Source organism: Bacillus mexicanus, from assembly GCF_050445615.1.
Classification (GTDB): Bacteria; Bacillota; Bacilli; order Bacillales; family Bacillaceae; genus Bacillus; species Bacillus mexicanus.
This window is the reverse complement of the sequence record NZ_JBCEYV010000003.1, coordinates 669,988-696,637: the sequence shown is the minus strand read 5'-3', so window position 1 is coordinate 696,637 and position 26,650 is coordinate 669,988. Positions and strand designations below refer to the sequence as shown.

General features: G+C 32.3%; 28 protein-coding genes. 15 read left to right on the top strand and 13 right to left on the bottom strand.

What is annotated here, in order from left to right; all coding sequences use genetic code 11:
• Nucleotides 1–12: 12 nt before the first annotated feature.
• Nucleotides 13–681 carry a hypothetical protein gene (locus tag AAGG74_RS18775; RefSeq protein WP_429676740.1) on the bottom strand — a complete coding sequence of 223 codons (669 nt, stop codon included), beginning with the start codon at nucleotides 679–681 and terminating at the stop codon, nucleotides 13–15.
• 42 nt (nucleotides 682–723) lie between these two features.
• Between AAGG74_RS18775 and AAGG74_RS18770 the strand changes: the two genes are divergently transcribed.
• Both AAGG74_RS18770 and AAGG74_RS18765 read left to right on the top strand, forming a co-directional pair.
• On the top strand, nucleotides 724–2,913 hold the full coding sequence (locus AAGG74_RS18770; protein WP_429676739.1) for an ATP-dependent Clp protease ATP-binding subunit: 2,190 nt from the start codon (nucleotides 724–726) through the stop codon (nucleotides 2,911–2,913).
• A 317-nt stretch (nucleotides 2,914–3,230) separates the two neighbouring features.
• Nucleotides 3,231–3,965: a type II toxin-antitoxin system PemK/MazF family toxin gene (locus tag AAGG74_RS18765; RefSeq protein WP_429676738.1), complete on the top strand. Its 735-nt coding sequence runs from the start codon at nucleotides 3,231–3,233 to the stop codon at nucleotides 3,963–3,965.
• Nucleotides 3,966–4,141: 176 nt separating this feature from the next.
• On the opposite strand, the gene AAGG74_RS18760 is transcribed toward AAGG74_RS18765, so the two are convergent.
• Nucleotides 4,142–4,918, bottom strand: coding sequence for an RNA-guided endonuclease TnpB family protein (locus tag AAGG74_RS18760; protein ID WP_429676737.1), 777 nt, complete (start codon nucleotides 4,916–4,918; stop codon nucleotides 4,142–4,144).
• 159 nt (nucleotides 4,919–5,077) lie between these two features.
• Here AAGG74_RS18760 and AAGG74_RS18755 point away from each other — a divergent pair, with 159 nt between their 5' ends.
• The 4 genes from AAGG74_RS18755 to AAGG74_RS18740 all read left to right on the top strand — a co-directional run bounded on the left by AAGG74_RS18755 (nucleotide 5,078) and on the right by AAGG74_RS18740 (nucleotide 7,752).
• Nucleotides 5,078–5,917, top strand: a complete 840-nt coding sequence (locus AAGG74_RS18755) for a glutamate racemase (RefSeq protein ID WP_429676736.1) — start codon at nucleotides 5,078–5,080, stop codon at nucleotides 5,915–5,917.
• A 22-nt stretch (nucleotides 5,918–5,939) separates the two neighbouring features.
• A complete protein-coding gene (locus tag AAGG74_RS18750) occupies nucleotides 5,940–6,905 on the top strand; it encodes a thymidylate synthase (protein ID WP_429676870.1) in 966 nt (321 codons plus the stop codon).
• A 24-nt stretch (nucleotides 6,906–6,929) separates the two neighbouring features.
• Complete coding sequence (locus tag AAGG74_RS18745) at nucleotides 6,930–7,412, top strand: macro domain-containing protein (RefSeq protein ID WP_429676735.1); 483 nt, start codon at nucleotides 6,930–6,932, stop codon at nucleotides 7,410–7,412.
• A gap of 106 nt (nucleotides 7,413–7,518) precedes the next feature.
• Entirely contained in the window at nucleotides 7,519–7,752 is a 234-nt protein-coding gene (locus AAGG74_RS18740; RefSeq protein ID WP_429676734.1) for a hypothetical protein, read from the top strand.
• Between the two features lie 126 nt (nucleotides 7,753–7,878).
• On the opposite strand, the gene AAGG74_RS18735 is transcribed toward AAGG74_RS18740, so the two are convergent.
• The 5 genes from AAGG74_RS18735 to AAGG74_RS18715 all read right to left on the bottom strand — a co-directional run bounded on the left by AAGG74_RS18735 (nucleotide 7,879) and on the right by AAGG74_RS18715 (nucleotide 12,841).
• Nucleotides 7,879–8,919, bottom strand: coding sequence for a tyrosine-type recombinase/integrase (locus AAGG74_RS18735; RefSeq protein WP_429676733.1), 1,041 nt, complete (start codon nucleotides 8,917–8,919; stop codon nucleotides 7,879–7,881).
• Nucleotides 8,920–9,013: 94 nt separating this feature from the next.
• Nucleotides 9,014–9,451: a disulfide oxidoreductase gene (locus AAGG74_RS18730; RefSeq protein ID WP_429676732.1), complete on the bottom strand. Its 438-nt coding sequence runs from the start codon at nucleotides 9,449–9,451 to the stop codon at nucleotides 9,014–9,016.
• On the bottom strand, nucleotides 9,448–10,182 hold the full coding sequence (locus AAGG74_RS18725) for a DsbA family protein (protein ID WP_429676731.1): 735 nt from the start codon (nucleotides 10,180–10,182) through the stop codon (nucleotides 9,448–9,450). The genes AAGG74_RS18730 and AAGG74_RS18725 overlap by 4 nt, the downstream gene beginning before the upstream one ends.
• Before the next feature lie 146 nt (nucleotides 10,183–10,328).
• Entirely contained in the window at nucleotides 10,329–11,534 is a 1,206-nt protein-coding gene (locus AAGG74_RS18720) for a D-alanyl-D-alanine carboxypeptidase family protein (protein ID WP_429676730.1), read from the bottom strand.
• Nucleotides 11,535–11,653: 119 nt separating this feature from the next.
• On the bottom strand, nucleotides 11,654–12,841 hold the full coding sequence (locus AAGG74_RS18715; protein ID WP_429676729.1) for a hypothetical protein: 1,188 nt from the start codon (nucleotides 12,839–12,841) through the stop codon (nucleotides 11,654–11,656).
• 120 nt (nucleotides 12,842–12,961) lie between these two features.
• Here AAGG74_RS18715 and AAGG74_RS18710 point away from each other — a divergent pair, with 120 nt between their 5' ends.
• Nucleotides 12,962–13,453 carry a hypothetical protein gene (locus AAGG74_RS18710; RefSeq protein ID WP_429676728.1) on the top strand — a complete coding sequence of 164 codons (492 nt, stop codon included), beginning with the start codon at nucleotides 12,962–12,964 and terminating at the stop codon, nucleotides 13,451–13,453.
• A gap of 50 nt (nucleotides 13,454–13,503) precedes the next feature.
• Nucleotides 13,504–14,340 (top strand): hypothetical protein, encoded by an 837-nt coding sequence (locus AAGG74_RS18705; RefSeq protein WP_429676727.1) that lies wholly within the window; start codon nucleotides 13,504–13,506, stop codon nucleotides 14,338–14,340.
• 84 nt (nucleotides 14,341–14,424) lie between these two features.
• Here the strand turns inward: AAGG74_RS18705 and AAGG74_RS18700 are convergent, their stop codons facing one another.
• Nucleotides 14,425–15,243 (bottom strand): Rpn family recombination-promoting nuclease/putative transposase, encoded by an 819-nt coding sequence (locus tag AAGG74_RS18700; RefSeq protein WP_429676726.1) that lies wholly within the window; start codon nucleotides 15,241–15,243, stop codon nucleotides 14,425–14,427.
• A 290-nt stretch (nucleotides 15,244–15,533) separates the two neighbouring features.
• Here AAGG74_RS18700 and AAGG74_RS18695 point away from each other — a divergent pair, with 290 nt between their 5' ends.
• From AAGG74_RS18695 to AAGG74_RS18665, 7 genes are all read left to right on the top strand, one after another.
• Entirely contained in the window at nucleotides 15,534–15,737 is a 204-nt protein-coding gene (locus AAGG74_RS18695; RefSeq protein WP_429676725.1) for a hypothetical protein, read from the top strand.
• A 201-nt stretch (nucleotides 15,738–15,938) separates the two neighbouring features.
• Nucleotides 15,939–17,981 (top strand): hypothetical protein, encoded by a 2,043-nt coding sequence (locus AAGG74_RS18690; RefSeq protein ID WP_429676724.1) that lies wholly within the window; start codon nucleotides 15,939–15,941, stop codon nucleotides 17,979–17,981.
• A gap of 26 nt (nucleotides 17,982–18,007) precedes the next feature.
• Nucleotides 18,008–18,397 (top strand): hypothetical protein, encoded by a 390-nt coding sequence (locus tag AAGG74_RS18685; RefSeq protein WP_429676723.1) that lies wholly within the window; start codon nucleotides 18,008–18,010, stop codon nucleotides 18,395–18,397.
• Nucleotides 18,398–18,562: 165 nt separating this feature from the next.
• On the top strand, nucleotides 18,563–19,111 hold the full coding sequence (gene pgsA, locus AAGG74_RS18680; protein ID WP_429676722.1) for a CDP-diacylglycerol--glycerol-3-phosphate 3-phosphatidyltransferase: 549 nt from the start codon (nucleotides 18,563–18,565) through the stop codon (nucleotides 19,109–19,111).
• A 184-nt stretch (nucleotides 19,112–19,295) separates the two neighbouring features.
• Entirely contained in the window at nucleotides 19,296–19,535 is a 240-nt protein-coding gene (locus tag AAGG74_RS18675) for a hypothetical protein (RefSeq protein WP_429676721.1), read from the top strand.
• Nucleotides 19,536–19,568: 33 nt separating this feature from the next.
• Entirely contained in the window at nucleotides 19,569–20,219 is a 651-nt protein-coding gene (locus AAGG74_RS18670) for a hypothetical protein (protein WP_429676720.1), read from the top strand.
• A 355-nt stretch (nucleotides 20,220–20,574) separates the two neighbouring features.
• Nucleotides 20,575–20,799 (top strand): hypothetical protein, encoded by a 225-nt coding sequence (locus tag AAGG74_RS18665; RefSeq protein ID WP_429676719.1) that lies wholly within the window; start codon nucleotides 20,575–20,577, stop codon nucleotides 20,797–20,799.
• A 65-nt stretch (nucleotides 20,800–20,864) separates the two neighbouring features.
• On the opposite strand, the gene AAGG74_RS18660 is transcribed toward AAGG74_RS18665, so the two are convergent.
• From AAGG74_RS18660 to AAGG74_RS18640, 5 genes are all read right to left on the bottom strand, one after another.
• A complete protein-coding gene (locus tag AAGG74_RS18660; RefSeq protein WP_429676718.1) occupies nucleotides 20,865–22,979 on the bottom strand; it encodes a DEAD/DEAH box helicase in 2,115 nt (704 codons plus the stop codon).
• 119 nt (nucleotides 22,980–23,098) lie between these two features.
• Nucleotides 23,099–24,502 (bottom strand): replicative DNA helicase, encoded by a 1,404-nt coding sequence (locus tag AAGG74_RS18655; protein ID WP_429676717.1) that lies wholly within the window; start codon nucleotides 24,500–24,502, stop codon nucleotides 23,099–23,101.
• A 6-nt stretch (nucleotides 24,503–24,508) separates the two neighbouring features.
• Nucleotides 24,509–25,213, bottom strand: a complete 705-nt coding sequence (locus AAGG74_RS18650; protein WP_429676716.1) for a hypothetical protein — start codon at nucleotides 25,211–25,213, stop codon at nucleotides 24,509–24,511.
• Between the two features lie 27 nt (nucleotides 25,214–25,240).
• Nucleotides 25,241–26,176 carry an ATP-binding protein gene (locus AAGG74_RS18645; RefSeq protein ID WP_429676715.1) on the bottom strand — a complete coding sequence of 312 codons (936 nt, stop codon included), beginning with the start codon at nucleotides 26,174–26,176 and terminating at the stop codon, nucleotides 25,241–25,243.
• Entirely contained in the window at nucleotides 26,176–26,448 is a 273-nt protein-coding gene (locus tag AAGG74_RS18640; protein ID WP_429676714.1) for a hypothetical protein, read from the bottom strand. Before AAGG74_RS18640 ends, AAGG74_RS18645 begins: the two co-directional genes overlap by 1 nt.
• Between the last annotated feature and the right edge of the window lie 202 nt (nucleotides 26,449–26,650).

Genomic DNA, 26,650 nt, shown 5'->3' with positions numbered 1-26,650 from the left:
TGCTTGCTTTTTTTATGAGTAAAAAAATTGTTGAGCGAGGAGATAAATGGTCAAAGATAAAAGTAAGATAGGTGCAAGTGGTATAGAAGTTAATTTAGATTTTTTGAATTGATTAATGAAAAAGAATATGATGACTAAAATCCAACTTAAAAATAGATACGGAATCCAGTCAATAATCGGTAATAATAGAAGAAAAGGAAGCAATATAAAAGGATCTGCTTCTCCCATACCGGATTGATTAGAAAAAAACTTAGATATTCTAGAAGGCCAATTTTTCTTTTTTGTATGCTTTTTTGTATTAGAAATCTTCATTTCTCTCTTAAATATTTTTTTGGTTAAAAAAATAAATACTGAAAACAAGTAAAAGGTTAAGAAAACAAATAAAATTGCGCATAAAGTTAATAAGTTTGGTTTCATTGCAAGAAATACAAGTGTGACAAATAAAGGGACTAGGATATTGAATTCTTTATGAAAAATATCATCTAATACACAGTACAAGAGAAAAATTATTAATAACCATACTTTCCAATCAAAGTAAGGATTATAACTAAATGCAAATAGACAAAATAATATTGTGAAATATATAAATTTAGAAATGTTTTGTTTGATTTCTGGTTTATGAAAGAAAGTGAAAAAATAAAGGATGAACACAAAACTTAAACAATAAAAAAGTACATTCATTTTTTTTGCTCCTTTGAAGAAAAAAAGTAGGGGGTTATACCTTTGGAACTTGAAGAAAACAAAAAATGTTCAGTATGTAATGATAGATATGCTTTCAAAGAACTTTCTGAAATATTGGGTGATGACCTTCAAATCTGTGTTTCTTGTCTTGAAGAAAAGATGAAAAAAGGAGAAATTAAATCCTTTGATGAAAAACAATATGAGAAAATTACGAAACTCATAGAAGAAGTTCATATGTTCGAATATGAAGATGGCCAAGAAGAAAGAATGATGAGAAAAAACGATGTGAATAAAGAAAAAGAAGAACTGTATTCTTTACAGTTTGGGCGCGATTTAACTCAATTGGCTGAACAAGGAAAGCTTACACCAATCGTAGCTAGAAAAAAAGAAATTGAGGAAACTATTTTAATATTGAGTAGAAAATTTAAAACCAATCCATTATTAATTGGTGAACCTGGTGTTGGCAAAACAGCAATTGTAGAAGGGATTGCTCAGAAAATTATTTCTTCTGACGTTCCGGATGGGTTGGCAAATAAGCGAGTTATCGAATTAAATATTGGTGCTATGGTTTCGGGAACTAAGTATCGTGGTGAATTTGAACAAAGATTGCAAAGAGTTTTAGAGGAAGTAGAAAAGAATCAAGATATTATTTTATTTTTAGACGAATTCCACACCGTTGTAGGTGCAGGAGGAGCAGAAGGATCAGTAGATGCTTCTAATATTTTAAAGCCTTCGCTTGCTAGAGGAGAAATACAAATTATTGGTGCTACTACTTATGATGAATATAGAAAATACATTCAAAAAGATGGAGCGCTCACTCGTAGAATGCTTACTGTTCAAGTGAATGAGCCTACAGTAGATGAATCTGTTGAAATTATAAACGGATTAATTCCTGTTTTTGAAAATCATCACGGCGTAAAATTCGAAAAGAATGTTGTTAGGTCAGCTGTAGAGCTTTCTAAAAAATATCTTTCGGATAAGTTTCTGCCCGATAAAGCAATTGATTTGATCGATGAAGCTGCTGCGTTTAGAAAAGTTGAAAAGACATCTACAAAATATGATTTTAAAGCAATTGAAGAAGAAAAGGCTAAAGTGTCCGAGAAGAAAAATGCTGCGATTTTAAAAGAAGATTATGTAACAGCGAGAGAATTAGTATTAAAAGAAAAAGAACTTGAAGAAAAAATAGAGAAGGAAAAAACCAAAGTAGAAAAAGAAAAACAAAAGAAACTAACAGTTAATGTTAGTCATATCGCAGTGTTGTTGGAGAGAAAAACAGGTATTCCTGTGAAAGACACGGATAAAAATGAAAAGGAAAAGCTAAAGAATTTAGATAGTTTGTTAAAAGGGTATGTTAAAGGACAAGATAAAGCTGTTGACGTAGTGACAATGTCTGTTAGACGCTCAAAATTAAAACTGAAAGACCCTAATAGACCTGCTGGAGTATTTTTATTCCTCGGACCAACTGGGGTTGGTAAGACGGAGTTAGCAAGAGCATTGGCTACTGAATTGTTTGGAGACAAGGAAGCAATGATTAAAATTGATATGGGTGAATTCCAAGAGAAACATTCGGTGTCAAAGTTAATCGGATCGCCTCCAGGATATGTGGGTCACACTGATGGAGGTAAATTAACAAACTTGCTTAGACAAAAACCTTATAGTATTGTTCTTTTTGATGAAGTGGAAAAAGCTCATCCGGACGTACTAAACGTAATGCTACAGATTTTCGAAGATGGGGTTATTACAGATAATAAAGGGAAAACTGTGGATGCTAAAAACGCTATTTTTATTCTAACTAGTAATGAAGGTAGCCAATATTATTCGAAAAAGGTTAAATCACTTGGTTTCTTTACTAATCAAGAAGAAGAAAACAAAGACCTCGAAAAAAGGGTTATTGATTTTGTTAGAGGAAATGGTTTCTTTAAACCAGAATTTTTAAACCGGTTAGATTCAATGATTGTGTTTAATCCATTGACTGAACAAGCAATGAAAGAAATTGTTGAAAAACAAGTAAACGATCTGATCAGTAGACTTAAACAGTCAGGGTATAATTTAGAATTTAGCAAAGAATCGATCGATTATTTGAAAAAAGAAGGGTATCGACCAGAGTCTGGGGCGCGTGAGTCAAAACGGAATGTAGAGAGCGTCACCGATCTACTTGCTAATAAAATACTCGATGGAGAAAAAGAAAAATATACTGTTATTGTGAAAGAAGAAAAACTCGCCATCAAATAAGAAAAAGAGTGCCTTTAAAGGCACTCTTTTTGTATTGCGTTTAACATATCGAAAAAAAAACCGATTTCTTTAAGGTGGATAATTTTTGGCTTATTTCTACAATTACAGAGGTCTCACTTTTTACTTTTTTTTCAAAAAAACTGAAAATTTTAATTATAAAGGAGGCAGGAATATGAAGTAATTGATCAGTTTACGAAGTACATATTATATATTCCTAAAATAAGATACTTTTTACTTATTGATGAACAAACATCATTGTTACACAACATAGAGTGTGAAATATGTAATGAGTATTTAAAAAAGGGGCCGAAGAGATTATGGATCGCCAGTTAAGATTTAAAAAGGGGCAAATAGTATGGTGTACTTTGGATGGCGAGAACTATGAACAAAGAGGCACCAGACCTTGTATAATCGCACAAAACGATGTCGGAAACAAACATAGTACAACGACATTAGTTGTACCTTTCACATCTAGAAAAACAAAATCAAAACTTCCAGTTCACGTAGAAATAAAAAAAGAAGAATTTAAAAATACAAAGTTAAAGGATTCTATAGCTCTTTGTGAACAGGTAAGGGTTATTGATCGAAGACGAATTACATATGTTGAAAAATGCATTTTATCAGAAGAAACAATGGAAAAAATCCATAAGGCATTATTGATTTCTTTCGGTTTCGGAGAAGAGAAAAAGGATAAAAAAGTAGTTTTTATTCGATTAAAAGATGGAGTTGGGTCAGAACATAGATCTTCTAATCCTTTTCCGGCCTTGGTAATTCAAAACCAAAAAGGTAATAAATATTCACCTACTTTAATTGTTGCGCCCTTTGGATTGTGTAAGCGTAAAAAGTTACCTACTCAAGTTTATGTTCCAGGTGACCAAGTTTGCAGGCAATTCAAAGATAGTGTAGTAATGCTTGAACAAATTAGGGTTATTGATAAATCAAGAGTTGTTCAAGAAATTGAAGAAACTCATTTATCAGAGCAAATCCATAAAGAAATTGAAAAAGCAATATTGATTTCTTTTGGAATTGAATTAAAGCACGCTATAAATTGAAAAAGGAATGAATTAAAGGATTCATTCCTTCTTTTTTTTTTGATGATAGGGAAAATGTGAAATAATTAAAAGGTATAGTATAGAATTGAACTACTCGGCACTAAAAACTGAGATTCCTGAGAACACCAGACTTAGCCAATCGGTTTTCCTTTTGGCCATAGGTTTTAGTTATTTTATCAGGCTACACCGTTGATTCCACCGGCAATAAGTCTTAAACCTTCGTTTTTTATATTCATTGCAGCGTTGATATCACGGTCGTGAGCACAGCCACAATTATTACAAGTCCAGGTCCTGATGTTAAGTGGTTTCGGTCCATCTTGATGGCCACAGTTGTTACAAATCTGGCTAGAAGGAAACCATCTGTCAATTTTGATGATTGTTTTCCCGTACCAGTCAGCTTTATAGGTAATCATTGAGACAAACTCACTCCAAGAGACATCAGAAATAGCTTTAGACAACTTTCGGTTCTTTAACATACCTTCGGTATGTAAATCTTCGATCACAATCACGTCGTGGTTTTTGACGAGATCAGTAGATAATTTATGTAAGAAGTCTTGGCGTTGGTTTTTTACTTTCTCGTGAAGACGAGCTACTTTTATTTTTTGCTTCTGATAATTCTTAGCATCGATTAACTTGATGTTCTTTTTCTTAGCTAATAGTGCTCGATTCTGCTTTTTAAAGAAGCGAGTAAAACTATCACTTAAAAAACGAACAGAGCTCTGAAGCGCGGTAGAATCAATTTCCTTTAACCAAATGTATGTATTTTTCAACTGAGGCAATTGATTCGCACAAGCATTATAAGAAAGTCCTTTTCCGGTTTTCTCATACGTTTGATTCCACTCGTGCAGAAAATGGTTAAAGAGAAAACGGCAAGAACCGAAGGTTTTATGTATTAAGATCTGTTGTTCTTTTGTGGGGTAGATTCGAAATTTGTAAGCACGGTGTCTGAGCAAGTTCTTCACCTCCATTCATTTGTTTTTTAGAAACATATGTTCTGATTATAGCAAACGTTATTTCCTTTTCAAAGCAAAAGACCGTTCGGCATTCATCCCACGACTGAAGTCACGGGTGTTCTGCCGAACTATCATAAACAATTTTAGTTAGGTGATAAAATGATTGTTGGATTAATTGACTCAGGGATAGGAGGGTGGAGTTTTCTTACGAAAATAAAAAAACACTTCCCTGATCATACATACTTGTATTTTGCGGATCAAAAAAATTCTCCTTATGGCAATAAAAGTGTGGAGGAATTAAGAAAAATAGCAATGGACTGGATTAAAGTATTGAAAGAACAAAAACTTGATATTTTGATAATCGCTTGTAACACGTTAACAGCTTGGTTTCGGGACCAATTTAGAGAAGAATTAAATATACCTGTCTTGGGAACGACTGATGGATTAGTATCTCGAGATTTTCAAGGAATTAATACGATTTTATTGGCTACAGTCAAGACTGTTCAAAGTAAATGGTATCAAAACTTATTTTCAAATATTGAAAGTGCTGTGGGAAACACTTGGTTGGCAGCAGCTATCGAAAAGGATTATGTGATAAGCCAAAATGATATTATAAAGTTGAAAAATGAAGTAGAGCGAGAAGCCGGTTTTGATTGGGACGCTATGATATTAGGATGTACTCATTATCCATTGATAATTGAGCAACTTAAAGAAATATGGCCCGAAAAAACATTTGTTGATCCAGCTGAAGCCATTATTGAAAAACTAAAAAATATTTTAGATAACAGCTTTTTAGTTAACCATAAATTCGTTATGTATACTACCGGTAATATTGAAACTTTCAACAAACAAATAGAGGCATACTTCTCGATTGAAATTAGAAAGAAGATGAAAGTGGATAAGATCAATATAAACAATGATAAACACGAAAGAGGGCATTCAATTGAAATTTTTAAATGCGTTGAGAGAAAAAGAAGAATTGGAAAAAAAACTGAGTGAAATCAACAAACAATTAGATAAAGTGAATGCTACAGACTATCGGTATTTTAGCTTGGTAAAAGAAATATTGAATGAGGGTATAAAAAAAGCAGACAGAACAGGGACTGGGACAATCAGTTCTTTTTGTAAAGAGATGCGTATCGACTTAAAAAGGGGGTTTCCTATATTAACAACCAAAAAAATGAGTTTGCAATCAATCTCAAGTGAGCTTGCTTGGTTTGTAAAAGGGTATACTAATATTGATTTTTTACTAAAATACAATAATCATATTTGGGATGAATGGCCGTTTATGAGGTATGTAAATAGTAAGGAATACAACGGTCCTGATATGACTAATTTCGGATTGCGTTCACAAAAGGATCCGGAGTTTAGAGAAATCTATTTAAAGGAAAAAAAGAAATTCTGCGAACGAATTTTAAATGACCGAACGTTTAGGAATCAATTCGGTGATATTGGTCCTGGGGCATACGGGGCTCAATGGAGAAGTTTTGATGGACCAGACAATCAATCTGCTGACCAGTTGAAAGATATTATAAATCAGATAAAATCAAATCCTGATTCTAGGCGATTGTTGGTTGTTGCGTGGAATCCAATTCAAGTGAAATCTAAAGACACAGTTTTACCTCCGTGCCACTTTGCATTTCAATTTTATGTTGTGAACGGTAGGTTAAGTTGCCGTTTTATGATGAGAAGCACAGATGTATTTCTCGGACTACCTTATAACATTGCTTCATATGCTTTGTTAACACATTTAGTAGCCAGAGAATGCGGTTTAGAGGTTGATGAACTGATTTATCACGGTGGAGATGTTCATATATATTCTAATCATCTAGACCAGATTAAAGAACAACTAACAAGAACACCGAAAGAAATGGCTCGTTTAGTTATTGACGTAAATATGGGAAGTATTTTTGATTTTGTTCCAGAGAGTGTAAGTTTAGAAGGATATGATCCTTATCCAGCGATTAAAGCACCGGTGGCTGTATAACAAAAAGTAAAGTGAGTGTTTAGAATGATTCATATACAAAAGGGCGATTTGTTGGATAGGAATAATGGCTGTCATTTTATCTTGCATCAGGCGAATTGCGAAAAGGTAATGGGGAAAGGTATAGCTGAAAAAATAGCAAAGATGTATCCGAAGGTAAAAGAAGTAGACAGAGATTTCCCTGATGAGTTGGGGGATCGATTAGGTAAATATTCTATAGCTAAAATTGAAGATGAATTTTATATTGTTAATTTGTATGGGCAGTTGTATAGAGGAAAACCTAAAAGTAAAAAAGAACTCGAAGACCGTTATAAACATTTTCAAAAAAGTCTATCTTCGTTTCTAAGTGATCTTCATAAGAAACAAAGAATAGAAGAGAAGCAATACAAAATAGGATTGCCGTACAAAATTGCTTCTGATATGGCTGGAGCTGATTGGGTAAAGATATTAGAAATATTGATAGATGTATCTGAAAAATGTAATATCCAATTATTTATTTATAAAATATAGGCTGTTTTCGCAAACATTGTTGTTTTTTACTATTTTAAAAATAATGCATTATAATAATTCAAATGAACAAAAGACTCATTTCACGAACTAGAAAGGATGTTTAAAAATGGAACAAGTAAACCAATATGAACTTGGGAAAATGTTGTATCACGATTGGAAACAGCAAGAGAGTGAAGAGAGCTATAATGTTATTCGAAATCTTGGAAAAGAAAATGTAAATGTTGCATCATTGAAACGTGGCTTTATCGAGGAAAGGGCAAAGTTTATTCAAGATAGTGAAGTTGAAGAATGTTTTTACGGAGCGATGGATGAAGTGGGTATTGATTACTGGAAAGAATAACTACGTAAAACGATAAAATCATACATTATACAAAAATAGACCCTGGTTCTCCAAGGTCTTCTTTTTTTGTCTGCGAAAAGAGCCATAAAATAAGATAAAATAAAAACCACCGTCCGGGTGGTTTTTTTAGTCTAAGCCAAAGTCAACTCGATCGTACTCTTTTTCAACAATATTTTCATTTAATCTTTCCACATATAAATTTGTTGTAGAGATGTCTGAATGGCCGGCTAATTCTTTGACAATGGCCAAAGGTACATCCCGCTCAAGTAATCTTGTAACGAACGTATGCCTGAACCAGTGAGGTGAAATATGTTTGTTTACTTCCTTGTTATTAGAAAGGTGAAGTACCACTTTTTTAATAAGTTTGTATAGACTGTCGTAACTTAATTTTTCGTTTTTATTTCTGGAAAAAGCAATGAAAATGGGGCGTTCATCGTTCAGAATATCTTCAGTGTAACCAAGCAATTTTCTGTACAGAAATAATTCATTTGTGATTTTATCATTAAGAGGTATCTTTCTGTATTTGTTACCTTTCCCTTTGAACTCAATAAATAAGCGTCCTTTTTGTTTAAGAATATCGGTGAAATACAGGTTAATGATTTCGCTAGCACGCATACCGGTTGTTAACAGGAAATATCCTATTAAGCGATTACGACTTTTTAACGCTTCTCTTTCGCTTCTTTTCGTTAAAACAATCTCATCCAACGCGGAAATAACTAATTTCGCAGTTTCTAAATCCATTTCTCGAATTTCTTTTCTCTTTTGACCGGATTTAGAAGAATAATGATACTTTGGTATCTTAGGGTTCTTAATCCAATCAGCCATAGGAAAAGAAAAGAAATTAGTCATATAACCAAAAGTAACAAGTCTTTTTAGAATACCTAATTTTCTTCTCGCAGATCTTCCTGCATATTTTTTTGATAAATATGCTTGATACTCTTGAATAGTGATGACATTTATTTCTTTAAGACTTATCGTTTGTTGAGACAAGAAGTCCAAAAAATTATTTATATCATCTGTATATGATTTTATTGTGTCATTGGACAATTCTTTAGAAGGTGGGAATAATTCGACTTTTTTGAATGCCTCTAGAAAAGTGTCTGGTGATGCATTTTTGAAATTAAATCTTCCGTCTGATTCAATAAATGCATTGAATTCGGTTGACATATTTGAACACCTGCCTTTAAAACCTATACGAATATCTTATATAAAAAGATAAATGTTGGCAATACCCGATGACCAGAACAAAAAACACAGACAATCAAATGTCTGTGTTTTTTGTTTGCTTGAGGTTTGATGAATATTGTATCCAAAAATAAATGTGAAGAAGGGTGAAAGCAGTTAAAGATAACAAAGGTATTGTAATGAAACCGAACCAATTTATATATATGGATCCGCAGTTAATACCGTTTTGACAAAGTGCTATAGGGTGGTAAAAACCCAACTTTTGAATACCAAAGTGGTAAAAGCTAATGATGTTTCCCAATAGAATCATAGGATACGTATAGAGAAATAGATTCTTATCTTTTTTGAAAAAACCGAATGCAAAAAAGAAAACTAGAGGATACATCAAAATCCTTTGATACCAACATAAAGTGCAAGGGATAAATTTCATCGCTTCGCTAAAGAATAAACTCCCTGAAGTGGCAATAATAGATACTATCCAAGGGAAGAAAAAGGGGTTTACCTTTTTAATCATTTATTTTCACCGTTTTGCGCTTCTTCGATGGCACCTTTGATCGTTTCATAGTTTAAAGCATCAACGACTTTTTTGCCATTAACAAAAATTGTAGGAGTTCCTTCGATTTTTGATTTATCTGCATCTTTAAGATCTTCTTTAACTGCTTTTTCGTATTCTTTGTTATCAAGTATATTTTTTAATTTACTTGCTTTTTCGCTTCCAAAAAGTTTAGTGGACACTTTTGTCAGGTATTTCTTTGTAATAACATCTTTTTTTTCATTTGAAGAATTGTTGTTTTTGTATATTTCGTTCTGGTATTCATAGATACTTTCGTGTAGCTTCCAAAAAGCATCGTTTCCTAGAGATTTATAAACACCTTCGGCATAAACAGCAGCTCTGTCGGAATCATCTGCAATGAAAGGAAAGTTTTTAAATATGAATTTAACTTTTCCTGTATTGATATAATCTGTTTTTAATTCTGGGTATATGGAATTTGAAAAATAACCGCAAGCAGGACATTTATAATCTCCAAATTCAACTATAGTAACTGGAGCATCTGAATCACCAATTACAGGGTCATTTTTTGTGTTTATTTGCGTCACTTCATCCAAAGTATATACCGGATCACTATCGTCGTTATTGACGCTTGAAAACTTATCTTTGAATATAAAGAGACTTCCGATTATTAGGATTGCAATTAAAGAAACTGAAACGCCAAGGATTATATCTCCTTTATTTTTGTTTTTCATTTAAAACCTCCTGGTGAAATAAAATATTCATACAAATAATTATGAATTTAAATAAACTGTCCTTTAAGGCAACTTTGTAATTATATTTTCAAAAGTGAATAGATTACAACAGAATATCAGTAAAATAAAAACGCCCTAGGGCGTTTTTAATGGAAAGCGTTGGTTACTCCGTCAAGAATTTGTCTAAATAGTAAAGCTATGGAGTCGAGGAAAGAACTAAATCCTTTAACTTGTTTAAATGACTCTGAAGATACGATTGCTTCTTCGTTGAGCAATTTATCTTTGTAATATACTTTGACTTTACCAATTTCATCTCCAGAGTTTGTTCCGCCGACAATATAGCTATGGCCGACATAATCAAGTTCTAATTCGTCTGGGGATACACCGACACGGGTTACAACGTTCAAGTCATCTTTATAGACAACAGAAGTAGGTCCTGGTGTTGTACTTTTATAAACAGAAAAATCTGTGTATTTTTCTCCGGATCTAGCCACTTTAATAACAGTGTATTGATTGTAACCATAATTCAATATCTTGTTGATGTCAGAAGTTCGTTTTGAAGAAGATGAGGCATTTAAAGTAATTACGATGAATTTCATACCATTGTGTTCAAAATAGCCAACTGAATGATATTCGTGATTTCCCCAACCAGATTTCAAACCTTTTGCGCTAGAATTATCCATAACGAATCCGTTTTGGTTTTTTAGTACAACTGTTTTTCCTGGTCTAGTATCAAATTTCATTTCTTCTTTTGTGTAGTATTTTAGATATTGAGGATAATTTTTGATAATTGCTTTTGAAAGCAGAAACATATCTTTTGCTGTTGATATGTCATCGTTGCCGCCACTAGGAGAATGGAATGTAGTATTATCCATACCTAGTTTTTTTGCTTCTTTGTTCATTCGTTTTACAAATTTGTCTGTAGTTCCGCTTATGTATTCTGCTGTAGTAACTGCTGCGTCATTGCCTGAAGCAATGATAAGGCCTTCAAGAAGTTTTTGAACGGAAACTTTTCTTCCTGCTTCTAGAAACATAGTGGGGGATTGGGATTGCCAAGCTTTATTACTAATATTTGCTTTGTCTTTCGTGCTTACTTTGCCGGACTCTATGTCTTGAATAAGGATGTATGTAGTCATTAGCATAGAAAGATTATGAATAGAGGTTTTTTCATCCGAGTTTTTATCGAATAAAACTTCGCCAGTGCTTACGTTATAAAGGAAAGCTTCGTCCGATTTAACACTTGGTGTGCCGTTCTCTTTTTCTTGTGCCTTGGCAAGATAAGGACTTAGCATTGAAATGATGACAAAGATTATAGAAAGAATCAGAAACCATCGTAATTTATTTTTTTTCACATAGAGTACCTCCTAGAAATTTTCGTATGATATATCAACACTATTCTTGCAAAAACTAAAAAACCTTTGAGGTATAAACGAAAAAAGATACTCCTGTTAGAGAAGTATCTGCAATTGACCTAGAAAGAAAAGTTTGAAATATCAATATGAGGGGTTTCAGAAATAAATTCAGATTCAGTTGGATTATAGTTAGAATCGTTTCTTTTGCGATAGTTTTGTGCTTTTTCCATAAGTTTTTTATCAAATAAACTAGATTGTTGTTCGAGTGCTCCTTCAGTTAAAATCTCAATAAAGTCGCTCTCATTTTCTAGTTTCCGGAACGGCTGAATGTCCTTTTCGTCAATTATTCCTTCTTGAATTAAATTATTTATTTTTGTCATAGATATTTGGCAGCTTTTAAAGAACTCCATAGGATCTGTTTTTACTTCAAACTTATTAAATATGAATCCGGAATTTAAGTATTTATTAAATTCGCGTTTTTTTACAAAGGTGCTCGTTAATTTTGGGGTGGAAGAAATAAATAGTTCTTCAACAGTTAGATCGCCAAGAATTAGGTCTCCACTACATTGAGAGAATTTATTTTCAGGGAAGATAATGACTTCATATTCGTTATTTTCTATTCTTTTGATGAAAATCTCTTTTTTGCCGGAAACGCCACTAAAAACAATATTTGGATCATAATCATAAGTTTTTGTTAACTTTAATGTTCCGTATTCGGTTTTAATGCTGTTAGAAGGCATAATTTGTTTTAACTTTTCTTTTGCTTCCTCTAATCTGCTTTTAGAGAGGTTTTCTTTAATTGATGTTTTTTTAAATTCATTTGATAGTTCGCCGATGTCTTGTGTTATTAAATGTTCATACTTAGATTGAATGTGATCCGTATCTACAATAGATTTTCCGCCTGTGTATAAACGAATGGACTCTTTATAGTTAATTTTAGCTTTATCAAGATTAAAGTATTTTTCTACACTTTTGTTTATTTTCACGGCTAGTGGTAAAAAACCATAGTCTTCTAGGTATTCATAAATCTCATCATTAAACGAAAATTCTTTTTTGTGTTTTGTCCTAACTACAATTCCATCGATCTTAAGTAGTTTTTGATCTTGTTTTTCATAATGGTGTTTGATTCCCTGTTTGATTGTGTCTAATTTAATTTTAATTTCTTTGTGATTTATATATGTTTCAATATATTCATTGAAAGTGTTTTCGAATTGAATGTATCTTCTTTTTACTTCTAATTCTTGTTGTTCTTTTATGGACTTGTTTAGATGTAAGAATTTCGTTTTATGTATTTTTATTGAACGCATTCCTCGACCTCCTATTTTTAACTACAATTTATATTTTAATGAAAGTAATAAAAAATAGTAAAAAACATAAGGAAATTATAATGCTCATAATGAAAATTAGGAAGGAAGGGGGTTATAATTATGAAAACCAAATTAACCAAAGATGATTTGCTTAAAAATGTATCAGGTACGTTAAAAAAACTTGAAGAATTGAAGTTTATTGATGAGCAAATCTCAAAAATTTATCAAGGTCCACTTTTGGCCAAAGATAAAAAGAAATTAGTGATAGCTGTGAATGTTGGGTGGGTTGTCTTATTCACTCTGATGGCGATAGAATTCCCTGGGTATCATTTGTTGTTGATGCCGATACTTTACTACATATTTAGGGGGTCAAAGATAGCAGAGAGAGTAAATGGAGCATTTATGAAGAAACACTTAGAAGAAAATGAAAAACTACTTGAAGATTTATATACTGAAAAGAGTGAGAAGGAATACGAATTGAAAACAATATCAATGTTAGAGCAAGAGTTACACGATATTACAATGTTGAGACAATTTGAAAGCTATTTGAAAAACAAACAAGCAATTACTATTGAAAAATGCATTGAATTATACGAAAGACAAACTAAATAAGAAAAGAAGTTGGTTTTCAACTTCTTTTAAACTTGAATGGAGTGGGAACAATGAATACACTAAAAAATTTACATATAAAATTAAAAGACGAATTCTCAAAAATGCCGATGCGTTCTACGATTGGGAGTGCGGGTTTTGATATATTTTCAGACAAAAAAATTGTATTACCTGCGCAAAAATCAGTTTCAATAGAATTACCTTTTCGGTTTGAAGGAGAACTAGAAATGGGTTATGAAATCAGATTGTTTGTGAGAAGTTCGTTTGGTATTAAAAAGAAAATGAGGTTGGTGAAAGATGATCAAAAAAACATTCCTTACTTGATCTTAAGCCCTGATAAAGAGAAAATTGTTGTCACCATATTGAATGATAATGACAAAGATTTAGTTATTGAGAAGGGCGAACACTTTGCTCAATTTGTTGTTTGTAAAAAAGATGGTAGGGACACCAAAATCGACTTTGAAAACGTTCCAAATGAAGAAGCTTCTAAACATAATATATTACCGAGTAAACTTGTACATAAACAAGGCAGCTTATATGAGTATGTATTGTTAGAGGATATAACGTTAGAAGCAAACGAACAGAAAATGTTTGCTACAGGGTATAGAGTTTTATTGGATGAAGGGACTTGGTCTGGAATAACTGTACACGAAAATGTTCAAGAGAAAGTGATGCTCGCTAATCAAACAGCTGTTATAGATCGTGATTATGCTTTTGCAGATAATTTTGGGCATTGTTTCGTGGCATTGGTGAACTTGAGAAATGAATCGATAACTATAAAATCAGGGACAAGTCTTTTAAATTGGTGGTCCGAAAGGTTTTATACGCTAACTGATGAAATGAAGTCCAATAAACATAGAACAGGTGGTATTGGATCAACAACTGAGTAAAAATCTAATTATGTCGAAGATTAGAATGATAATCTGATTATAGAATATAAAGAAGACATACCAATATGGTATGTCTTTTATGCTTTATAGATATTTTTTCGGGTTAAAACCGACTTTTTCTTCTATTTGTTCCAATGACAACCCGAGATCATTCAATATTTTAACCATTTTTTTTCTCTCTTCTTCTCTACCTTCTTCTCTACCTTCGTCTTTGGCCGTTTCGATTTTATTCGCTTCATCGGTCAGTTGTTTGAAACGAGCATCATACTCAGCTTTCAACTCAGGTGTATTCTGGATTTGTTTGATTCTTTCTTCAGCTTTTTTGATATCTTCGTTCACTTTTAAAACCTCCCTATACAGATTCTCTTGTTTATCTGGTCTCAAAAACAATAACCATTGATGAAATTCTTCTTCTAAAGATAGTTTTTCCTTAGATATTTTAGGCATTTCAATGAAATGATATTCTGGAGCATCTTCCAAAACAATATTATGTTTACGTTCATAACTGACAAAGTGAGTATTGAAAGCAGAATGACTATTAAATAAAACAAAGTCCAGTATATTTATCGCAATCACTTTTGGAATTCTGCTGTATCTTTCTTTTATTTTTAAATCACTTGTAATATTCTTTGAAGTATAATAGATGCTTCGTTTTGGGAAAAAGCTTTGTTTCCTTAATTGTACTTCAATGTTAATTATTTTACCATCATCAGTAAATGCTTTCAGATCGAGGTATGATTGTTTCTCATCTATCGTTTCTTTGTTGGTTGGACTCTCCTGAAAAATGCTCTCTAAATGTTCAATTTTAAAATCTAAGAAAGAGTTTAGAAAACTTTTTAGAAGCTCTTCTTCTGAAAAAATCATTTTAAATGCTACATCAATTAATGGATCAATCCTGGTCATCTTGAAACTCCTTTGAAATTTAATTGTGAATAAGAATTCACTGTAAGAAGTATAATTATTTTTTAAAATACTAGTGATAAAAAGACAAAAAAAATGTGTTGTTTAAAGGGATTCTTGACATCTTGAAACTTAAGATTGAAACGGATCGGCTAACCCCTTTATAGTGTGTAGATATAAAAAGGGTTAGATACTGTGTGTTTTTGGTCTGCACAGTACACAAATCAATAAAAGATAGTATTTCTATAGGGAGTACAATTTTTTTTTACAATATTCTGTTGAGGTGATATGTAATGAGAATAGTTAATGATATGGCTGGAGCTACTCGTTGGATTGCGGGAAAAGATAAAAATATTGAACTTGCGATGATTACAATTGGAAAACCATATGAGATACATTGGGATGAGATTGAAAAAGAGCATTATATAGTAGACGATGAAGGGAATGATTCGCTGGTGTTTTTAGCGCTCGAAGGTATCCTCGTAAGCTTGAAATGATGTTAATCAAGAAAAAGTCTGTTATATCATCAGAACAGCCTTTTTCTCCACAAATAAGAGAAAATAAGTTTTTTAAGTTTTTGTTAATGCGATGAAAAAAAAGGAAAATAAATAAATATTTTTTCCAATGGAAATTTTTCTAGGTTATACTTAAAAAGTATATAGAATACACTACTCTATGAAACAAAGGAGACTAAAGGAATGGAAATTAAAGATTTGAATGTTTTACTTCAAAAAAACTTCGAGAAAATGGCTAATGAAGCTAGTCATTTATTTGAAGTGGGATTAGATAAAGATGAGTTATGGAATATGTACCTAGATAGTTTTCCAGAAGGTACTAATGAAATTTATAGAGAACGAAGACAATATGATTGTAGTAGCTGCCGTCAGTTTATTAAAAGTATTGGAAATGCTGTTGTTATCAAAGATAATGAAATTAAAACTATTTGGGATTTTGAAACTGGAGATGACACGTTCCAACCGGTATTAGATGCTTTATCTGCTTATGTTAAATCAAAAGCAGTATCTAATGTTTGGATAAGCAAATTCAATAAAATAGGGTCAGCAAAAAACTTTGAATCGTTGGAAAATGGTAAGGTAGTTCAATGGAATCACTTACACTTAGAACTTCCTAATCAATTTGTAGACAAGAGTAGTAGATCGGAAGCTGATATCAAAGGTAACTATAGAGATACGAGGAATGTATTTAAACGGTCTTTAGAAGAATTAACTCAAGAAAGTTTACTTACTGTATTAGAACTTATTTCTCAAAATTCGCTATACAAAGGCGAAGAGTGGAAAGGTGCATTAACTGAGTTTCTGAATTACAAGAAACAATATGATAAGTTGAATTCTAAGGAAGAAAAAGATAACTATGCCTGGGAGAAATCAGTAAAGATTGGCGGAGCAATTGGGAGAATAAGAAATCACAGTATCGGAACTTTGCTGGTCAATATTACTGAAGGGATGGATTTGGATACAGCAGTTAGGAAATATGAAGTGATCGTTGCACCTTCAAACTATAAACGGCCAAAAGCAATTTATTCGAAAAAAATGTTAGAGGATGCTAAAAAAACAATTCTTGAACTTGGTTATATGGAATCTTTGCAAAGAAGATATGCAACATTAGATGATATAACCGTGAATAATATTTTGTTCTCTAATAAGGATGCTGCTAAGCGAATTAGTGGTGCAGACATATTCGACGAAATGCTAAGTGAAATTTCTATCGATCCTAAGAAATTTTCAAAAGTTGAAGAAGTTTCAATAGACAGTTTTATGAATAATATTCTGCCAACAGTAAAAGAAATTGAAGTATTCCTAGAAAACAAACACTCAAATAATATGGTGTCGTTAATTGCTCCAGAAATTAAAGATAGCAAAACAATGTTTAAATGGAATAACAACTTTGGATGGGCTTACTCAGGTAATATAACGGACAGTTCGATGAAGGAAAGAGTTAAATCTGCTGGTGGAAACGTAGATGGTGTATTGAGATTTTCAATACAATGGAATGACGATGAGTACGATGGTAATGATTTAGACGCACATTGCATCGAACCTAATGGGAATCATATTTATTATGGGCAAAAAAATAACTGGGGCACAACTGGTCAGTTAGATGTGGATATTATAGAACCACAAAGAAATGTCCCAGCAGTAGAAAATATAACTTGGATTAATAAAGGCAAAATGGAGAAAGGTGTTTATACGTTCTTTGTTGAAAACTTCACCAATAGAGGCGGGAAAAGAGGTTTTAAAGCCGAGATTGAGTTTGAAGGACAAATATATTCTTTTGAATATAACAAAGAAGTAAAAGAAGATGAACGAGTTAGTGTTGCAGAAGTTACGTTTGATGGTAAAGACTTTAGCATTAATGAAAAGCTGCCTTCTAATGTCTCTTCAAGAGAGGTATGGAACTTAAAAACAAATCAATTTATCCCAGTATCAGTTGTTATGTTTTCACCTAACTATTGGGATGAGCAACACGGGATTGGTCACAAACATTATTTCTTTATGCTAAAAGACTGTGTTAACCCAGAAAACCCTAATGGATTTTATAATGAATTCCTGAAAGAAGATTTGGTGAAGCACAAAAGAGTGTTTGAGGCACTTGGAAGTAAGATGGCAGTAAAAGAAGTTGATGATCAGCTTTCCGGATTGGGTTTTTCTTCAACAAAGAGAAATGAATTGTTAGTTAAGGTTAAAGGCCAATCAGAGAGAGTTGTAAAAATAAAATTCTAAATAATGACTAAGGAGAATGATATTCTATGAAAACAGAGAAAATGTTTGAGGTAGCTACACGTTCTAAATTTAGATTTCCATTCAGAGGACAGATTTCAGTCGAGGATCTATGGGATTTGGATGTCCAAAACTTGGATCTTATTTTTAAAGAATTGAATTCAAAGCTAAAACAGCAACAAGAAGAGAGCTTGCTCAATGAAAAAACGAGAGAAAGTAAAGATTTAGAAACTAAAATAGAGATTGTAAAGTATATCGTTGGAGTTAAGTTAAAAGAGAAGGAATCTAAAGAAAAAGAGAAAGAAAAGAAAGAAAAACGACAAAAGATACTAGAAATTATAAATTCTAAACAAGACGATGAACTAAAGGATAAATCAATCAAACAATTACAGGATATGCTTGATAAAATAGATGAATAAAAAAATATAAATTTAAAAACCACAACGTATCGTTGTGGTTTTTTATGTAACAAAAGTAAATGAACGAGGGGGAGAGGAGATAGGAGTTTTTTTGTTTATGAAAGAGTGTATTCCTTATAAAAATGAAATAGAATTTCTAAGAAGTTGAAAGTCTGGGGGATAGATATGAATTTACCAAATAAAATATCAATAGCTCGTATTTGTGTAATACCCGTATTTATTGCGGCAATGTTAATTCCATATGATATGGGACAAATAATGAATATGAATACAGGTATGTTTATAGCATTAATTGTTTTCATATTTGCTTCATTGACAGATTGGGTTGATGGATATTTAGCCCGAAAATTAAACCAGGTAACGAATTTCGGGAAATTCTTGGATCCATTAGCAGATAAGCTATTAATGACAGCTGGCTTTATTGTTTTTGTGCAAGTAGGACTAGCACCAGCGTGGATTGTTATTTTAATTTTAGCCAGAGAATTTGCAGTAACTGGATTGAGGGTAATTGCTGCATCTGATGGTGTAGTCATTGCAGCAGCTCAGTCAGGTAAAGTTAAGACAACGATTCAAATTCTAACAATAATTGTACTATTTCTTAATATAGATAGCTTGCTAAATAATGTGATGCTTTATGCTTCGTCGTTCATTACTATTTATTCAGGTCTTGAATATTTCATAAAAAACAAAAAAGTATTAAAAACGAAAAACTAAAGGGCCTTGGGCTCTTTTTTTCTGAATTAACTATGTTCCAAATTCACAATATAATTTAATGTACGTGTATAACAGAATAGGATCAAGTGAATTTTCACAGGTTTTTTCACAATTATAAAAAATAGCAACGTATAATCTAAAAAAAGAAGAAGCTATAAGAGGCTGGCTGAAAGGTGTATTGAAAATGATTGGAAACTATGGAGATTTAGTGAGAATAGCAAAAGAGATTAATAAACGTCAAAACAGATCGATATTTAATTGTACTGAAAAACCAATACTGTGCGGAAACAATCCTCAAAGTCACCCTCAATTAGAGCCAAAAATAAACTTAATAGGGGATGATTTTGAGTTAATTTTAGCTTGTAAAGTATGTCAGTGGGAGCAAGAGGTATCTAATTATATGATTAATGCAGCAGGTGAGTAAATAAAGAATATAATATGTGAAGGTGATTATTTGATGCTTACTATTGTACAAGGGAATCAGGAAAATATTAAAGAATTTTATAACGAATTGGTGATAAATCACGAAACAGATTATGATTCTATTGAAGAAGCGAGAGAAAAATACGAAATAGAGCCAGGTTCATTTGCACTGGTTTATAAAAAAGGAGATTTGTTGTTGAAAGGAGAGTGGGTTGAAGGACATAATGATTTGTTTTTTGAAGAAGGGGTAACGCTAGGAACGACCAAAATTACTCCTACATACACAAATGAGTTTGTAATGTTGGAAAAGCTACAAGAGGACGAAGCTTTCCCGAGATTATATGGGTTTGATGAAAAAAACAACGTTACAATAATGGAATACATTGATGGTGAGAGTTTATATAACAATGTTCTTAAAAATGGTGTTAATGTTTCAAAAGAAATTGAGGAACAAGTATTAGAATCATTTCGTTTTGTTTTGAAAAAAGGCTTTTTTCCATATGATGTTCATTTTCGTCATATTATCCTTCAAAAGGGGAGAGTAAGAATTTTTGACACTTCTCTATATCAACCATTGAGCTACTTAGTGGAGGAAAACAGTTTTTTTGCTACGTTGTCTATTGATGAACTTGCGATGATTGCTTGGGAAACTTCTAAAAGAATTACGTTTGAAAATAAAAAATAAGAGAAAGGGGGACGAAAAACGATGACTAGTTTGAAAATAAAGAGAAATCCCAATAAAAGACCTTGTATAGCCAAAAATATAACATTTCCAGTGCAAAAATTGAATAACGAATGGTTAAGAAAGCTTAAGAAATAAGTGTACATAAACAAGAAAATCGTTGAGTAAGTTTTGATTAATTCAATGCGTTTTCAAAAATAACTATGTTCCAAATTCACATTTATAATAAAAATTTTGATCGTACAAAAAAAGATGAATACAATATTAAACTTCTCGTACTAGTAACCATAGGGTGGGAAGGCATAATTCTAATATAGGGAATTACGATTTAGACAAGTGTTTTATTTGCGGAGTAAAGATGCCAAATGAAGATGAACCAACTTGTTCGCTTTTGTGCGAAATAGAAAGACAGGAGAGAGAGGAAAGGGAAACTAACACTATAAATAATTCTAAAATTGATGAAGGGAATATTCGCATAAAAGAAATAATAAATTTTTTGCGAGACCAAGGATACACAAGTTTAGATTTACTAGATGAGTTAGAGTCATTAATAGCTGCGAAAACACAAACAGTTCGAAATTGATCGAGCCAAAATATGATGGTGAATGAAAAATAAAAACTTAAAGATGACCATTTGGTCATCTTTTTTTACACTTCGAAAATTATTTTAAGGATCTCTTCGTTGGCTTTTTTAATAGCATCGTTATCCATTTTTTTGTTTTCTATCATCTTTTCGTTCAGTTTGATTTGTTTTTGAATGGACTTGAAAACCTGTTCATCTATTCCTCCGTTTGTCATAAGGTTATAAATGAATACAGTATCGTGCTGTGAACCTAGTCTTCTAATTCGACCATTCCTTTGGAGGTATGTACTAAAAGTATCAGGGTGGTCTATATTTATTAAGGCGCGCGCAGACTGTAAGTTAACCCCGAAATTCGCCGCATCAGTGCATATAAGAGCCTTAGTATTTTGGATATCATTCTGAAATATGTACGCAAGTTTAGTTCTTGTGCCGCAACTATTAAAGAAAGGACAATCTTTATCCGTACACTTCGCTAGAGAAGTATCTTTTTTTTCCTTTTGTAACTTATCTCGAAAATTACAACCTTGAGGAGTTTGGCCCTTATAAACAAAGGAGCGATATGGTTCTTTGTTTTCCTCTTTGCTTTTCTTCATAAAAAGATTTGTAACTTGCTCTTGAATTAGATCGGCCATTCTTGCATATTTAGAGAAAATTACCACCTTTTCTCCGTTATCAACTATTTCCTCGACTAACTCTAACAATCGTTCTATTTTTTGCACAGTATTAAACTTTTTCTTTTTCCCGACAATTCTTTTGATTAGATTGGACTTACTATCGGCTAATAGTGAAGGGGAATCACAAACTAACATTCTTGTTTGAAGTAAGCCTTTCATCATATCTTCTAAGGTCTGTTTTTTCTCAGGATCTGTTTCTTTTTCAATGTCCTTCTTATATTTCTCGATCGTTTCGTTTATCTTTTTAAGTAATTTGAGTTGCTCGTCATTAAATTCGACCACAATATTTTGGATAACTTCTTCTGGCATTTCATCACTTACATCCTCAGTTAAGCGACGAAGAAGGAAGGGGTTAAACTTATTTCTTAAAGACTGCTCATTAATTTCTCCGAAAACTTGGATGAGTTCATCTTTAAGATTGCTTAAGTCTTTTGGTAAATAAACAAATGGATTAATTCGTTTCATTAGGAACTGAGTTTCAAAAAACTCTTTTCTTTCCTCGAAAGGTAGGGAAGGATCAGAGAGTATTCCTGGATTTATGTAATCAAACAATTGAAATATGTTTTTAAGTTCTTTTTGAATGGGGGTACCAGTCATTAGCAACTTATACTTAACATCTATTTGTCTAATAGCTCTAGCAATCTCCGTATTAGGATTTTTCATTTTATGTGCTTCATCTATAATGACCATATCATAGCCGATCTTTTTGATTTGTTTTAAATCTAAATAATCCCCAAATACCTTTTTCTTTTTTTCTTTACCGGTCTTATTATCTTTTTTGACCACTATAGTTTCCTTGAGTTCTTTTTGATATAGGAGCTCATAATTAATAATCGTGAAAAATGGCTTTTCGCTATTTATTTGATCGTATAGTTTTTTTCTGTCTTCGAAACCTTTGTTTTTTGAACGTATGACTACAGACTTTTCGTATGTGAACTTATCTATTTCCTGAGCAACTTGTGTCTTAATGGTGGCCGGCGTAATAAACAGTACATTCTTTATCCAGCCTTGTTGTTTGAAGTATCCTGCAATAGCCATTGCTTCAATTGTTTTACCTAAACCCATCTGGTCAGCAAGAAGGCCGCCTTTAATTTTTTGAGTACCTTTGTCAGCAGCTGCCCAAGCCACAGAAAGCTTCTGAAAAGGATAGGGGTCTATTTTCATATATGAGGTATCTATATTGCTGTCTATTCTGCTAAGAACCTCTTGTAAGCTTTCTTGAGGCAAGCTTTGAAAGTCTAAGTCTCTTTGTAGTTCTGTTGGATCTCTCCAAACTGCTTTATCGCCAAGTGCTTGTTTTAATGCTTTTAATTGATGTCTGGGTATATAAAAAGAGCCTTTGTAAGGAGACTTTTCGCCAAAAAGAGTTCCTGGTATATTGGCAAGTTTGGCAAAAATCATTTTGTTTTTAGGGAATTGAACTAAGAAACCACTCGGTTGTTTTATTAAAATAACTGTAGCATAAGATTTGGGTCTAGTTAGATTTAAGCCTTCTATGTAATCCATTTATCTCACCACCTAAATTTATATTCGAAGGGATAAAAGTAATTTCTAAACTAACTCTTTTTAAATTATTCCGATTGTCCTTGTATACAAAAAGCCATCTAAATTGATGGCTTTTTGTATTAGGCAGCGGTGGTTGAAGGAATGGCTCTCTGATAAATTGATTGTCTTGAAAAATCGTATGGTAGCTTAACAGTTACATTGCCTGTGCCAAAACGGTTCTTACCAATAATGACTTCTAAAATGTTTTTGTCTTCTGTTTCTTTGTTATAAACTACATCGCGATATAAATGAATGATTGCCCCAGCGTCTTGTTCCAATGCACCTGAGTTTTTAAGATCTGAGTCCATCGGTCTCTTGTCGTCACGTTTTTCAACATCCCGGCCCAACTGAGCGCCTAAAACTAAGGCAACACCAGTTGATTTGGCAATTTCACGAAGGTCATTTGAAATCTCGGTATAATCTGACACTTCTTTGGGAGTTTTATTTTGTCGGGTATGCATAATTTGAATGTAATCTACGAATACAAGTTCAACGCCAAGTTGCTTTTGATAAAATTTAATTTTTGCTTCAAGTTGGGGGGCGTTAATTGATTTAACTTCATCAATAAACAGATTTTTTCCGTATAAACTTGTTACTTTTTCTTGAGATTTTTTAAGATCCGAGATCTCATTATTTGTTATAAATTCAGGCTGTAGAATTTTGCTCATCTTAACGCCAGATACTTTAGACATTGAACGTTGTAAACATTGAATCAAGTTCATCTCGATGGAGACGAATAATACCTTTTTACCTTGTTTTGCCGCCTCAATCGCAGCATTAAGCATCATTACTGTTTTTCCCATCGCTGGGCGTGCCGCTATAAGTGTAAATACGCCCTTACGAAATCCGCCTGAAAGGTATTGATCCAATTCTTCATAACCTGTACACACTGTTTCACTTAAAGTTGGATTGCTTTTTTGTTCTATTACACGTTCAATTACTTTTTTTAATCCTTCTGAAAGGTTAAGGCTCTTTAGTTCTTCTGGCGTAAAATTTTCAACTAGCTCATTAAATTTTGAAGATAAATAATCAAATGTTTTAGTTTCTTTGTCGTAAGATGGATTATTCATCTCTTGATTGATCATATGTAAGCCTTCGTTTAAAAGAAGGCGTAATTTTTCTAAATCTTTATGTTTTTTAATGAAAAATACGTGTTGTTTGAATAAATCAATTTCGACTGGGGGGCAAGTGTCCCTCAGCTTCATTAAGTTGGAAGTCATCTCGACCCGTTTATCTTCATCTTCATCTTTAGGATAAAATTGTTCGATAATCATATCAGTACTTGGAGTAATGTTCGAACGACATAAACCATTGAATATATCTAATATCTTTTTGATAGTTGGATCCTGAATAGGTTCGGTGTTAATTTCATTTGAAATGGCGTGTTCTCTACACTCTTTATTGAATAAGATAGAAGAGAGGATGATGTTTTCACGTCTTCTTGTCGAAAGTATTGTTTCAGGTTTGATTTTTGGTTTTGGCAATGAGTTCTACACCTCTACTTTTAACTCTAAAAAAGTATTTGATCCGAATTTGAATTTATTTTTGCTTATTGTAAGTGCTACTGTATTTATATTTATTAATTTTAAGTTAATGATCGACGATGACATCTGGTGGTACGAGTCTACAAACAAAACGTATTTATAAAAGTAAGGAATTAGGTTGGCTGCTAAAACAATTGAAATATTTAATGATAATGCAATGTTATATACGCTATTTGCGTTGTCGTGGTGATCACTGCGCGTATCAGGATTTTTGTTTCTGTCGGTCATTAAAGATTGGATATTGTCAATATAGACAATGTCAATACCATAGTATTTTTGATAATGTTCTACTTTGCTTTTGAGTAAAAATGGATTTAAATAATTTACTTTATCTATGAATAGATGTTTTTTACCCCAAATGATTTTTTGAAGCCGGCCGTCTAAATCAAAATTTTCTTCTGATTCAAACATTTGATCTTTGATATGTATATATAAAACTTTTGCTCCTCTTTCTGCTGATTCTATGGCTGAATGAAGTATTGTCCTTGATTTTTTCTCTTTAGGGAGAGAGGAAATAAAGTATATATTATTTTTTCTAAATCCTCCGTTTAGCGCTACATCCAGATTATCAAAACCGGTGGATAATGGTGGAGGTTCTATGCTTTTGCAACGAAATAAAAATTCTTTTATGTCTTCAGATAATATAAACATTAGAATTTGCTCCTACATTTTTTCTATTTAAAAACCGAATTGATCGAACATATCGAGCATTTTTTCCACACGACCATCTCCATCTCTTTCTAAGTGAAAGAAAAAGAATGTCCCTTTTAAAAGACTCATTATTTCCTTGCCATAAAGAAGTGAGAAATCTTTTGGTGTTCCTGTTGATGTGCAAATTGTCATTAACTTATTTTCATTGCGGATTTCTAAAATCTCATTGATTTTCTTTTTGGCAAATTGAGAATCTGTATGATATTCATTGAAAAATTTATCTAATATCAATACATCATAATGCTTAGCAAATGTTTCTGTTTTGATTTGTTTGTCCATAATCTGATTTAAAAGGTTCTGTGTAGTAGTGTAATAGACTTTCTTATCGTGTTGTAAAAAATATCTTCCGATTAAACAAGCAAAAGTGGTTTTCCCATTTCCAGGTTCGCCAAATAGTAAAAGGTTAGCAGTTTTCTTTTCCATATTTAATAATTCTAAATTCTTTTCACTAAATGATTCGAAAATTTCACCAGTCAATCTAGGGTCTACTTTAGTTTTGTAATTTCGTTTTATGAACTCATTAGGGTCTTCTTCTAACAATGCTTGTTGTAAGGATTGGCCTTTTTTCTTTGTCTTAAATTCATCTTCTTTTAGTTTAGGCATTAATATAGTAGCTTTGGTTTTTCCATCATCAAAATCAAAATTGATTCTTAAAAAGTCTTGTGATATGTTTGCGTTTTTCAACTTTTGTGAGAACACGCGATCTTGGTGGCATTGACAGAACGCTACTGATTGGGCACCATCTTCTTTTTCGATTCTAATCATTCCACTTCCGTCACATTTGTTATAAGGACAATCATCTACTTTTTCGTTAGGATCCATTGTTTCTTCTATTGCTAAATCTTCTTTTGTTTTACCAAAATTGACGCCCATTATGTCATTAAGAGAAAATTGATGATTCATTATTTTGCACCTCGTTTATCTTTAAACATATTTTTTACTGGTGTATGTATGTAGCTAAGACTTTTAAATCGATCGGGATATAATTTATAAAATCGACTAATGGTTTGCATAATCTGTGCTGGATAAGCTAATTCAACTAAAAGTTTTAGCGTTACTAATTCATCTTTCATAAAAGGTCGTTTAGTAATTTTTTCGTAATGATGAACAATTTCTCGATAATTTGAATGCAATTCTTGTTTTTCTTTGTACGAAAGAGGCCTGTTTTTGATCATTGATAACCCTCCTTTGTATATTTTTTAAAAAAAATAATTTTTATCAGAAAACATATAAATATTATACACGATATTATAGGAGAACTGATGAGGTATTACAATAAAAAGAAAAACATAGTTGTTTTAAACGAACCGGGGCATCAGACACTTGGGATAGTAGATACAAAAAAACAGTCTGAATCCCTTTGGATTCATAACTGTT